The 11,680-nt window shown below is 68.0% G+C and carries 10 protein-coding genes; 7 read left to right on the top strand and 3 right to left on the bottom strand.

Features of this window, described 5'->3' with window-relative positions:
- Positions 1–91 precede the first annotated feature (91 nt).
- From ACCQ10_RS13510 to ACCQ10_RS13530, 5 genes are all read left to right on the top strand, one after another.
- Positions 92–1,825, top strand: coding sequence for an alkaline phosphatase family protein (locus ACCQ10_RS13510; RefSeq protein WP_372360962.1), 1,734 nt, complete (start codon positions 92–94; stop codon positions 1,823–1,825).
- A gap of 280 nt (positions 1,826–2,105) precedes the next feature.
- Positions 2,106–3,407, top strand: coding sequence for a tRNA lysidine(34) synthetase TilS (gene tilS, locus ACCQ10_RS13515; RefSeq protein ID WP_372360963.1), 1,302 nt, complete (start codon positions 2,106–2,108; stop codon positions 3,405–3,407).
- Positions 3,408–3,438: 31 nt separating this feature from the next.
- A complete protein-coding gene (locus ACCQ10_RS13520; protein WP_372360965.1) occupies positions 3,439–3,702 on the top strand; it encodes an exodeoxyribonuclease VII small subunit in 264 nt (87 codons plus the stop codon).
- Position 3,703: 1 nt separating this feature from the next.
- Positions 3,704–4,579 carry a polyprenyl synthetase family protein gene (locus ACCQ10_RS13525; protein WP_372360966.1) on the top strand — a complete coding sequence of 292 codons (876 nt, stop codon included), beginning with the start codon at positions 3,704–3,706 and terminating at the stop codon, positions 4,577–4,579.
- 719 nt (positions 4,580–5,298) lie between these two features.
- Complete coding sequence (locus tag ACCQ10_RS13530) at positions 5,299–6,396, top strand: M35 family metalloendopeptidase (RefSeq protein WP_372360967.1); 1,098 nt, start codon at positions 5,299–5,301, stop codon at positions 6,394–6,396.
- 69 nt (positions 6,397–6,465) lie between these two features.
- Here ACCQ10_RS13530 and ACCQ10_RS13535 read toward each other — a convergent pair whose 3' ends face one another.
- Together ACCQ10_RS13535 and pmbA are read right to left on the bottom strand one after the other, a co-directional pair.
- On the bottom strand, positions 6,466–6,855 hold the full coding sequence (locus ACCQ10_RS13535; protein WP_372360968.1) for a DUF4870 domain-containing protein: 390 nt from the start codon (positions 6,853–6,855) through the stop codon (positions 6,466–6,468).
- 228 nt (positions 6,856–7,083) lie between these two features.
- Positions 7,084–8,451 carry a metalloprotease PmbA gene (gene pmbA / locus ACCQ10_RS13540; protein WP_372360969.1) on the bottom strand — a complete coding sequence of 456 codons (1,368 nt, stop codon included), beginning with the start codon at positions 8,449–8,451 and terminating at the stop codon, positions 7,084–7,086.
- Positions 8,452–8,650: 199 nt separating this feature from the next.
- Between pmbA and yjgA the strand changes: the two genes are divergently transcribed.
- The gene (gene yjgA / locus ACCQ10_RS13545; protein WP_260177394.1) at positions 8,651–9,235 is read left to right on the top strand and encodes a ribosome biogenesis factor YjgA; all 585 of its coding nucleotides are present in this window, start codon (positions 8,651–8,653) and stop codon (positions 9,233–9,235) included.
- A 95-nt stretch (positions 9,236–9,330) separates the two neighbouring features.
- On the opposite strand, the gene tldD is transcribed toward yjgA, so the two are convergent.
- The gene (gene tldD, locus ACCQ10_RS13550) at positions 9,331–10,776 is read right to left on the bottom strand and encodes a metalloprotease TldD (RefSeq protein WP_372360970.1); all 1,446 of its coding nucleotides are present in this window, start codon (positions 10,774–10,776) and stop codon (positions 9,331–9,333) included.
- 98 nt (positions 10,777–10,874) lie between these two features.
- Here tldD and ACCQ10_RS13555 point away from each other — a divergent pair, with 98 nt between their 5' ends.
- A complete protein-coding gene (locus ACCQ10_RS13555; RefSeq protein WP_372360971.1) occupies positions 10,875–11,624 on the top strand; it encodes a DUF6065 family protein in 750 nt (249 codons plus the stop codon).
- The last annotated feature ends 56 nt before the right edge of the window (positions 11,625–11,680 follow it).

The following is an 11,680-nucleotide window of genomic DNA, read 5'->3' on the forward strand; positions in this document are numbered from 1 at the left end:
GTGCATGCACCTTATCGCAGGCCCGGCCTGCCCGCGAGGCCACGACTGGAACAGCGGCGTGTCATCTGTGCGACGGACGCGGGCCGGCATAATGGGCGCTGATTCAGCCACGAGTTCGACCCCGATGCGTTACCGCCTGCCTGCCCTCGCCGCCCTCACCACGCTCTGCGTTGCCGCCTGCGCCTCCACTGCCGGACGCAGCGCCTCTGCACCCGCTGCCATCAACGTGGATGTGCCACCCGTGACCCATCCGGCCGGCGAGACCCCGCAATGGTGGTACCGCTCCGGTGCGGCGCGCGCCGCCGGCAACGGCGCCATGGCCGGCAAGGCGCGTAACGTGATCCTGTTCCTGGGCGATGGCATGAGCCTGACCACCGTGGCGGCTGCACGCATCCTCGATGGTCAGCGCAAGGGCGGGCCCGGCGAGGAGAACCTGCTGTCGTGGGAGCAGTTCCCGGCCACCGCCTTCAGCAAGACCTACAACACCGATTCGCAGACGCCGGATTCGGCCGGCACCATGACCTCCATCACCACCGGTGTGAAGTCGCACATGGGCGCGATCGGGGTCAGCAGCGGCAGTCGCAGCGACTGCGCCGACAGCTTGAACAAGGGCCTGCTGAGCTGGCTGCAACTGGCCGACAGCGCCGGCATGGCCACCGGCATCGTCACCACCACGCGGCTGACCCATGCAACGCCTGCGGCAACGTATGCGCATTCGCCGGACCGCAACTGGGAAAACGACACCGACCTTTCCGAGTCCGCGCGCACCGCCGGCTGCCAGGACATCGCCCAGCAGCTGTTGTCCACCGCCCGCTACGGACGCGGCCCGCAGGTGGTGCTGGGCGGAGGACGCAGCCAGTTCCAGACCGTGCAGGAGCGCGACCCCGAATACGACGACAAGGTGGGCCTGCGCCTGGACGGCCGCGACCTGGTGGCCGAATGGAAGCAGGCGCACCCGCAGGGCGCGTATGTCTGGAACGCGCAGCAATTGAAAGCGGCGACCGGCGCGCCGGCGCTGCTGGGGCTGTTCGAACCGGACCACATGCAGTTCGACCACGACCGCAACCGCACCCCGCAGGGCGAGCCCAGCCTGACCGAGATGACACACACCGCGATCCAGTCGCTGTCGCGTGACCCGAACGGGTTCGTGCTGATGGTCGAAGGCGGCCGGATCGATCACGCCAATCACGCCGGCAATGCCTACCGCGCGCTCGATGAAACCGTGTCGCTCTCCGATGCGGTGCGCACCGCCGTGCAGACCGCGCCGCCGGACACGCTGATCATCGTCACCGCCGACCATTCGCACACGCTCAACTTCGTCGGCTACCCGGTGCGCGGCAACCCGATTCTGGGCAAGGTGCGCGGCACCGGCGGCGAAGAAGGCGACCGCACCCAGCTGGCCACCGACCTGGCCGGCCAGCCCTACACCACCCTCAGCTATGCCAACGGCCCAGGCTATACCGGCGCCAGCAACGCGCAGCCGGCCGGGCCGAAGAAGTATCCGCACGAACCCAGCAACAGCGAGCCGGCCGCCGGCCGCCCGGACCTGACCCACGTCGACACCGAGGCGCCCAGCTACATGCAGGAGTCGCTGGTGCCGACCAAGTCCGAAAGCCATGGCGGCGAAGACGTCGGCATCTGGGCCACCGGCCCGGGCAGCGCGGCCTTCCGCGGCACCCTGGAGGAGAACGTGATCTACCACGTCATCGTGCAGGCCACCCCCCGCCTGCGTGCGCGCCTGTGCAAGGCCGGCACCTGCAACAGCGCCGGCGTGCCGGTGGAGCTGCCCAAGCCGGCCATGTTCGAGGCGGCGGCCACGCGTTGATGGGCGGCTTGCGGCGCGATGACCGCCGGTGGGCCGGCGACCAGCCTCACCCTGCCGGCGTGTCTGCCGCATCAACGGACGGCGGTGGGCATGACGCGCAGCGGCTTGGGCGACTGGCCGCATCGGCTTGTGCTTGCCGATGCGCGGCACACCACGATGGCCATGGCGCCGCCATGCGCGCGGGCCAGGCAGTGCGATCCACACCCGCCTGGCACACCGCTGCTTCGCAGACACCGGCAGCTCGCGTGCGACGCGGCGTTCGGCCTTCGGTGAGCACCCGGTGACCGACGCCACCACATTACTGCCCGCCACTCCCCCCGGCCCGGTGGTGATCGCCTACAGCGGCGGCATGGATTCGGCGGTCTTGCTGCACGCACTGGCTGCGATTCCGGCCTACCGTGCGCGCGGCCTGCGGGCGCTGCACGTACACCACGGCCTGCACGCCGACGCCGATGCCTGGGCGCTGCATTGCCAGCACACCTGCGCGGCGCTGCAGGTGCCGCTGCGCATCGTGCAGGTGCAGGTCGCGCGCGACAGCGGGCTGGGCCTGGAGGCCGCCGCGCGCCAGGCCCGCCATGCCGCCTTTGCAGAAAGCCTTGCGCCCGGCGAATGGTTGGCACTGGCCCACCACCGCGACGACCAAGCCGAGACCTTCCTGCTGCGCGCACTGCGCGCCTCCGGCCCGGATGGCTTGGGTGCCATGCGCGCGCAACGGCGCTTCGCCGACGGCATGGCGTGGCGCCCGTTGCTGACGCGGGCACGCGCCGACCTGCAGGCGTATGCACAGGTGCACCGGTTGCACTGGATCGAAGACCCGAGCAATGCAGATGCGCGCTACGACCGCAATTTCCTGCGGACCCGGGTACTGCCGTTGCTGCAGCAACGCTGGCCGCAGGCGGCCGACGCACTGGCACGCAGCGCGCAGCTGAGTGCCGACGCCGGTGAGCTGCTGCTGCACGAGGACCTGAGACTGCTGCCTGATATGCAGACGGCCACGGGCGCCCTGGACCTGCAGCTGCTGCGCGCACAGCCCGCGGCACGCCGGCCGCGGTTGCTGCGCGCATGGGCAAGCGCAGCCGGCGCGCCACCGCTGCCCGCCCACGGCGTGGCAGCCCTGGAGCAGGAGATCGAGCACCACGCCGCCGACCGGCAGGCCTGTTTTGCGTGGCAGCAGGTCGAAGTGCGCCGCTGGCGGCACCGTCTCTACCTGCGCCGCCCGTCCGTCCCATGGCCGGCGCAGTGGTCTGCGCCATGGGACGGCGCGCAGCCGCTCTGCCTGCCCGATGGCGCGCAGCTGCAGTTGCTGGGCGCGCCGGGGCTGTGCTTTGCGCAACCGCTGCTGGTGCGTGGCCGACACGGTGGCGAGCGCATCGTGCTGCCGCAGCGCGCGCATTCGCATCGGCTCAAGCATCTGCTGCAGGCCTCGGATCTGCCGCCGTGGGAGCGCGATCGCCTGCCGATCCTGTGGGCTGGCGACCAGGTCCTGGCCGCGGGCGATTGCGTCGTCTCGGCCACGTTGAGCCACTGGTTGCAGGCCAATGCGGCGCGTCTGGTCTGGCGCGCGGACACCACGGCGAATTGACCCGCCTGCGCGCGCGCCGCACACTTTAGCGATGGCCAAGAAGTCCTTGAACGAAACATCCCCGGTTGCCCGCTTCGAACAGTCGCTGGAAGAACTCGAGCAACTGGTGCAGAAAATGGAAGTCGGCGACCTGAGCCTGGAGCAGTCGCTCACCGCCTACGAACGTGGCATCGGCTTGTACCGCGATTGCCAGCAGGCGCTGGAACAGGCCGAACTGCGCGTGCGATTGCTGACCGACCCCGCCCACCCCGAGCTTGCCGAAGCGTTCGAGCCGCCGTCGCTGGACGGCGGCTGAGGTGAGCTCCGCGCTGTTCGAACACTGGATCGCCCGTACCGAACGCAGCCTCGACGCCGGCCTGCCAGACGCCGCACTGGCGCCGCAGCGGCTGCACGCCGCGATGCGGCACGCCGTGCTCGGCGGCGGCAAACGCATGCGCCCGCTGCTGGTGTATGCCAGCGGCGCATTGTTCGGCGCCGAGGAAGACCTGCTGGACACACCAGCGGTGGCCGTGGAGCTGATCCACGCCTACTCGCTGGTGCACGACGACCTGCCGGCGATGGACGACGACGCGTTGCGCCGCGGCCAGCCCACCGTGCATATCGCCTTCGACGAAGCAACCGCCATCCTGGCCGGCGATGCATTGCAGACCCGCGCCTTCGAGCTGCTGGCCGCCGCACCTGTCAGTGCCGAGCTGCGTGTGGGCTGGCTGCAGAGCCTGTCCACTGCTGCCGGTGCTGCCGGCATGTGCGGGGGCCAGGCACTGGATATCGATGCCACCGGCCAGCTGCAATCGCTGCACGCCTTGCAGCGCATGCATGCGCTCAAGACCGGTGCCCTGATCCGCGCGGCGGTACGCATGGGCGCGTTGGCCGGCAACGCCGGCGCGGCCGACCAGCAGCGCGTGGACGACTTTGCCGACGCGCTGGGCCTGGCCTTCCAGGTCCGTGACGACATCCTGGACGTGGAGTCGAGCTCGGCGCAGCTGGGCAAGACCGCCGGCAAGGACGCCGCACAGTCCAAGTCAACCTACCCTGCCTTACTTGGCATGGACGGCGCCAAATCCAAATTGGCGGAGCTGGCGACGCGCATGCACGACATCCTGCAGCCCTATGGCCAGCCGGGCGACATCCTGGCCAGCCTGGGCCGGTTCGCGGTGGACCGGGCGCACTGAAGCGCCTCGCCACGGCCACCGTCGTCAGCCGACGACGGTGGTGCCCGACCACACTCCTCCATTGGACAGTTCTGCTCGGTCGGGAGACGGTGCGCCGAAAGCCGCTGCTCGTTCACTGCCTCACCGACATATGCAGGGCACCTGTGCGCTGGCGCCGCGAGCCAGCACTGGCGCATACAACCGGGTCAATGTCGCACGCAGGCATCCGGCTGCCCGGTGCATCGGCACGACCCAATGCCGGTGGCTGCGACATGGCCGGCCGACCTGCTCGCGGTTGCCGTCGAGCATCGCAGTGACGCTTGGGTGCACTCCAACACGGCGCCGAAGTGGGCAGCCCACTCGCACCTCGCCGGCTTCCGGCATCCCGCTGGCAGCCGGGCTGATCGGCTCGCACTGACGAAGACACCCCAATCTGCGCACTCCGTGCGCCAGCGCACGGTTGCTGCCGTTAGGGCGATCAAGCGACCGGAGAAGAAGGTCACAAAATGAAACTTTCATCACCGGGGTTTGTGTCAGCCGCTGACACACGGCCAGCCTCAAGAGACGACGAGCATCACGATTTATTCCTGAATTATCGACATTGGCAGCGATTTTCTCGGACATCTGGATTATCTGTCATCAGAAATATCGTCAATTGAACGACTTGTCGCGCCCGCTCGCGCTACCTAGGTTTGGCTGGCCTGCACTCGCAGGCATCCCCCGACCAAGGAGAGTCACTGGTGAAAAATGTTTTTCTCGCATCGTTTGCAGCAGGCACGCTCGCCGTTGGTGGCGTGCTCGGTTCGGCGCAGGCGCAGTCCGTGCGCGGCCCGGTTCCGTTGACCATCGAACTGTCGCCAGTGGCCGATCAGGCTGGCCGTCATCAAGGCAAGATCGCCGTCACCGTCACCAACAACGGCAGCCAGATCGCACGCGTGCCGACCTATCAGCTGCCGCTGAAGTCGCTGGACAACGGCATTCTGGAAGTGAGCCGCGATGGCACGCCAGTGGACTACACCGGGCGCCTGGTCAAGCGCGGCCTGCCCAAGGCGGCCGACTTCACCATCCTGCAGCCGGGCCAGAGCGTGAAGGGCGAAGTTGATCTGGCCGGCGCCTACGACCTGTCCACCAGCGGCAACTACACCATCCAGGTGCGCTCCACCCTGCAGTACGCCTCGCTGTCCGACGGCAGCCTGATGAAAGCCGCCAACGGCCTGCCCGCGGTGGCCACCAGCACCCCGCTCACCGTGTGGCTGGACGGCGCGCGCCGCGGCGTGCAGCGCCAGCTCGCAGTCGGCCCGACCGCCGTGGTCAACGGCATCAACTACCTCAACTGCAGCACCACCCGCACCAACCAGGCCGCCAGTGCGGTCACTGCCGCGCGCAACTACTCGCAGAACTCGCGCAACTACCTCAATGCGGGCAGCACCGGCGCGCGTTACACCACCTGGTTCGGTGCCTACAACGCCTCGCGCTACAGCCGGGTCAGCTCCAACTTCGTCAACATCGACAATGCGCTGGACCAGAACAACGGCCAGCTGACGATCAACTGCAGCTGCGAAGCGGATCTGGCGGACGCCTTCGCCTACGTCTATCCGAACCAGCCGTACGAGATCCATGTCTGCAACGCGTTCTGGAGCGCGTCCACCACCGGCACCGACTCCAAGGCGGGCACGCTGGTGCACGAGACCAGCCACTTCACCGTGGTGGCAGGCACCCAGGACCGCGTCTACGGTCAGTCCGGCGCGCGCAGCCTGGCCCAAAGCAACCCGGCCCAGGCGATCACCAATGCCGACAGCCATGAATACTTCGCCGAAAACACCCCGGCGCAGAACTGATCGCGCCATCGCCTGAAACGACAAAGGCCCGGCATCGCTGCCGGGCCTTTGTGTTTACCGCCGCGTCGATTACTTGATCAGGCGCAGCGCGAACGGGTAACGGTAATGCTCGCCGTTGTTGGCCTTGACCGCGGCCAGGATGCAGAACACCAGGTTGGCCACCCAGACCAGCGTCGGCACGAAGAACAGGATGCCGAACGAGACGATGGTCAGGATCACCGCCAGGACATAGACAATGATCACGGTGATCTGGAAGTTCAACGCTTCCTTGGCCTGATCGGTGGCGAACGGCTTGGACGGGCTGGCGTCCTTGCTGATCAGCCAGATCACCAACGCACCGATGAAGGACGTCAGGATGCCGAGCAGATGCGCGGCCAGCGCCAGGGTGCGTTCTTCCGACGGCGTGCTGGTGCCGATCGGCGGTGGCGGCGGTGCGGCGTGGGTGTCGAATTCGCTCATATGTCTCCCCGAACATGATTGTGGTGCGGCGGACCATAACAACGATTCAGCCAGCCACCAGTGCGGGAAGACATGGTCTCTCACGGCAGCCAGGTCCGGTCAGTGCAGTGCGCACCACCCGGACCCGACGTCCCCATCCACGACATGGCGAGACAGGCGCCTGCATGATTCATGCGTCACTGCGCCCGAACGCAGGAGGCGCATTGACCCAGCACACGAACGCCTAGCTCAGCTATCGCCGGCCACTGTCATGCGGTTGATCAGCACCGAGCCGATCTTGACGTGTGAGCGCGGGTCGACATCGCTGCCCACCGCTTCGATACCGGCGAACATGTCGCGCAGGTTGCCGGCGATGGTCAGCCCATCCACCGGATAGGCGATGGCGCCGTTCTCGATCCAGAAACCGCCGGCGCCGCGCGAGTAATCGCCGGTCACCGGGTTGACGCCGTTGCCCATCAGCTCGGTGACCAGCAGCCCGCGCGACATGCCACCGATCAGCGAGGCCAGATCGCCCGCGTTGGCGCTGACCTGCAGGTTGTGCACCCCGCCGGCGTTGGCGGTGGTCTGCAGCCCCAGCTTGCGGGCCGAATAGCTGCCCAGCACATAGCGCTGCAACACACCGTCGGTGATCAGCGCCGAACGCCGCGTGGCCACGCCTTCGCCATCGAACGCGGCCGAACGCAGCCCGCGGCGCAGATGCGGCAGTTCTTCGATGTTGAACCAATCCGGAAACAGTTTGGTGCCGACGCTGTCGAGCAGGAAGCTGGCGCGGCGATACAGCGCGCCGCCGGAGACCGCACCCAGCAGATGGCCGACCAGCGAACGCGCCACTTCCGGCGCGAACAGTACCGGCAACTGCCCGGTAGGCAGGGAGCGCGGCTGCAGGCGCGCCAGGGTGCGCTCGGCAGCGCGGCGGCCAATGGCCTCCGGCGCTTCGAGGTCCTCGCGCGCCAGGGCACTGCTGTACCAGCCGTCGCGCTGCATGCCGTCGCCCTGCCCGGCAATCAACGCGCAGCTGATCGAATGATGGGTGCCGCGTTCGCGGCCGATGAACCCATGCGAGTTGGCGTAGACCGCCAGGCTGAGCCCGGTGCTGGCCGAGGCGCCGTCGGAATTGCTGATGCGCGCGTCCGCCTCGCGCCCGGCGCTTTCGCAGGCCAGGGCCAGATCCACCGCTGTGTCGGCGTCCAGCGCCCACGGGTGCCAGCTGTCGAGGTCGGGGAACTCGCGCGCCATCAGCTCCGGATCGGCCAGCCCGGCGGCCACGTCGTCTTCGGTATAGCGCGCGATGGCACAGGCCTGCGCGACGGTGGCTTCCAGGCTGGACTCCTGCAGGTCGGCGGTGCTGGCACTGCCCTTGCGCTTGCCGAAGTAGACGGTCACTGCAATGCCGCGGTCGCGGGTGGATTCGACCGTTTCCACCTCGCCCAGGCGCACGTTGACGTCCAGGCCGCGCTCTTCGCTACAGCTCACTTCGGCCTGGGTGGCGCCGGCTGCACGGGCGCGCTCGAGCAGGCGCTGCGAGATATCGGTCAATGCGTCCAGACGCTGCAGGCTGTCGTCGGCGACACGGGTTTCGGAGGAGAGTGCGTTCAATGCTTTATCCTTTGGATGCGGATCCGTCCGCAAAAGCCCGACCATCCATGGTCGGACTGTCTGAATTTGGATGCGGATCCGTCCGCGAAAGCTCGGCCATCCGTGGCCGGAGTGTCTGAATTTGGTGCGGAGTCTTCCGCCGGAGTCCGGCCGTTCGTGGCCGGACAATCAACTAACCAAGTTTCGGGATGTAGTGGCAATGCGCGGACGTGATGAAGAGACCGGTGAATTCCGCGGCGCCAGCCGCAGCCAGCAGCGGCGCGAGGCGCTGGAAATCTTCGACCTGGGCGAAAAGCTGGTGGCGCTGACCCCGGCGCAGCTGGCCAAGCTGCCGGTGCCCGAGTCGCTGATCCCGCATATCGAAGAGAGCAAGCGCATCACCTCACACATCGCCCACAAGCGACAGCTGGCATTTCTGGCCAAGCACATGCGCCGCGAGGACGACGAAACCCTGGCCGCGATCCGCGATGCGCTGGACGCCAACAGCGACACCGCGCGCCGCGAGGTGGCCGCGATCCACCGGGTCGAGCGTTGGCGCGAGCGCCTGCTCGCCGAAGGCGACGTCGCGCTGGCCGAACTGCTGGAAGCCTACCCGGCCGCCGACCGCCAGCAGCTGCGCCAGCTGGTGCGCAACGCGATCCACGAACGCGCCAAGAACAAACCCCCGCGCGCCTACCGCGAACTGTTCCAGGTGCTGCGCGAGCTGTCGACGCAGGCGGGGGAAGAAGTTGACGAAGCAGGTCAGGAGCCGGGACCGGGGACCGGAGACCCGGGACCCGGATAACTGCCGCAGCGCCCCGCCTTGTTCTTCCAGGCACCCGAGCGGCAGCTCTTGATCTTTCCGAGTCCCCGGTCCCGGGTCCCGGGTCCCGACCAACATCACGCCTGCGTCCCGCCAACCGTGATGCCGTCGATCAACAGCGATGGCTGGCCGACACCCACCGGCACGCTCTGCCCGTCCTTGCCGCACACGCCCACGCCTTCGTCCAGCGCCAGATCATTGCCGATCATGCGCACCTTCTGCATGGTTTCCGGGCCGTTGCCGATCAGGGTGGCGCCCTTCACCGGCGCGGTGACCTTGCCGTCTTCGATCAGGTAGGCCTCGGTGGCCGAGAACACGTACTTGCCGCTGGTGATGTCGACCTGGCCGCCGCCGAAGTTCACGGCGTAGATGCCCTTCTTGACCGAGCGGATCATCTCTTCCGGGTCGTGCTGGCCGGCGCGCATGTAGGTGTTGGTCATGCGCGGCATGGTCAGGTGCGCGAACGATTCGCGGCGGCCGTTGCCGGTGGGCGCCACGCCCATCAGGCGCGCGTTGTGGCTGTCCTGCATGTAGCCCACCAGCACGCCGTCTTCGATCAACGTGGTGCACTGGGTCGGCATGCCTTCGTCGTCGATATTGAGCGAACCGCGCCGGCCGTCCAGGGTGCCGTCGTCGACGATGGTCACGCCCGGCGACGCCACGCGCTCGCCGACGCGGCCGGCGTAGACACTGGTGCCCTTGCGATTGAAGTCGCCTTCCAGCCCGTGGCCCACTGCCTCGTGCAGCAGCACGCCGGGCCAGCCGGGGCCGAGCACCACCGGCATCACGCCGGCCGGCGCCGGTATCGCGTCCAGGTTGACCAACGCCTGGCGCAGCGCTTCGCGCGCAAACCCTTCCGGGCGGCCCTCGGCAAACAGCTCGGCGTAGCCATACCGGCCACCGCCGCCGGAATAACCGGATTCGCGGCGGCCGTTGTGCTCGACGATCACCTGCACGTTCAGGCGTACCAGCGGGCGCACGTCGGCGGCCAGCACGCCGTCGCTGCGGGCGATCAACACCGTGTCCACGCCGCCGGACAGGCTCACCATCACCTGCTTGACGCGCGGGTCGGCAGCGCGCAGGTACTGGTCGATGCGGCGCAGCAGCTCCACCTTGGTGGCGCTGTCCATGTCGTCGATGGGATCGGTGGCCGGGTACAACGCCCGGCCATTGCCACGCACCAGCGCGCGCGTGGACTGCGCACCGCCGTCGCGCGAGATCGCACGGGCCGACTGCGCCGCTTCCAGCAAGGTCTCGCGCTGGATGTCGTCGGAATACGCAAACCCGGTCTTTTCGCCGGCAATGGCGCGCACGCCTACGCCCTGTTCGATGGAATGCGCACCGTCCTTGACGATGCCGTCTTCCACGCTCCAGCTCTCGCGCCGCGAATGCTGGAAATACAGATCGCCGAAGTCGATGCCCGGGCCCAGCAGGGCGCCGAAGGTGCGGTCGAGATGGCCGGCATCCAGGCCGGAAGGAAGCAACAGCCGGGTTTCGGCCAGAGTGAGTGCGTGATCGGTCATGCGGTCAGGATGGGGCCCGCGCGCCGGGGAGACAAGTCGTTCGGCTGAACATGCGGCGCCGCTATCATCGCCGCCAGCTCTTTATCGATCGCCCGCGCATGAAGCTCATCGCCCACGTTCTGGACGGCCACACGCTGGACATCCGCCCCGCCCCGCCTGAGCGCGCGTGGATGGACGCCACCGACCAGCGTTACGCCTACCGTTGCCTGCCGCTGGCGATCGCCAATGCGCACGGCTGGGAGCTGCTGTGCCAGTCCGGTTTCGACGCCGATTGGGACGGCGGCGACGCGCTGGCGGCAATCACCATCAACGCTGATCCAGAGACGGTCGCGCCGGCGATCAGCCACTTCGGTTATGGCGTGCTGACCTTCCATGTGCCCTGCCTGTTCCGCACCGACACCGGCATCGACCTGTTCGTCACCGGCCCGTTGAACCGGCCCAAGGACGGCATCGGCGCGTTGAGCGGCCTGGTGGAAACCGACTGGAGCCCGCACACCTTCACCATGAACTGGCGCTTCACCCGGCCAGGGCGGGTGCGCTTCGAGGCGGGCGAGCCGTTCTGCCATCTGTTCCCGCTGCAGCGGCAGTTGATCGAGCAGGTGCAGCCGCAATGGAAGCCGCTTTCCGAAGCGCCGCAGCTGGCGCAGCAACATGCCGACTGGACCCACAGCCGTACGCGCTTTCTGGATGCACTGCCGGATGCGCAATCGGCGGCGGCGCGTGAAAAATGGCAACGCGGCTACTTTCTGGGCGTGCCCGCACCTGGGCAACCGCCGGCGCCTGGGCACCGCTCGCGGCTGCGCTTGCCGATGTTCACGCGCGCCGACAGCGACAGCCCTGCCGAATGAATGCGGCAAAGCGTCGGCATGCACGGCTTGCCGGCTGGCGCGCGTGCTGCATTTGG

This window comes from Xanthomonas sp. NCPPB 1325, assembly GCF_041477645.2.
GTDB lineage: Bacteria > Pseudomonadota > Gammaproteobacteria > Xanthomonadales > Xanthomonadaceae > Xanthomonas > Xanthomonas cannabis.

Bases quoted from the DNA above. Each gene is read 5' to 3' on its own strand.
- ACCQ10_RS13555 (WP_372360971.1), top strand. From the start codon at position 10,875: ATGAAGCTCATCGCCCACGTTCTGGACGGCCACACGCTGGACATCCGC.
- yjgA (WP_260177394.1), top strand. From the start codon at position 8,651: ATGCGCGGACGTGATGAAGAGACCGGTGAATTCCGCGGCGCCAGCCGC.
- tldD (WP_372360970.1), bottom strand. From the start codon at position 10,776: ATGACCGATCACGCACTCACTCTGGCCGAAACCCGGCTGTTGCTTCCT.
- ACCQ10_RS13510 (WP_372360962.1), top strand. From the start codon at position 92: ATGGGCGCTGATTCAGCCACGAGTTCGACCCCGATGCGTTACCGCCTG.
- ACCQ10_RS13520 (WP_372360965.1), top strand. From the start codon at position 3,439: ATGGCCAAGAAGTCCTTGAACGAAACATCCCCGGTTGCCCGCTTCGAA.
- ACCQ10_RS13535 (WP_372360968.1), bottom strand. From the start codon at position 6,855: ATGAGCGAATTCGACACCCACGCCGCACCGCCGCCACCGCCGATCGGC.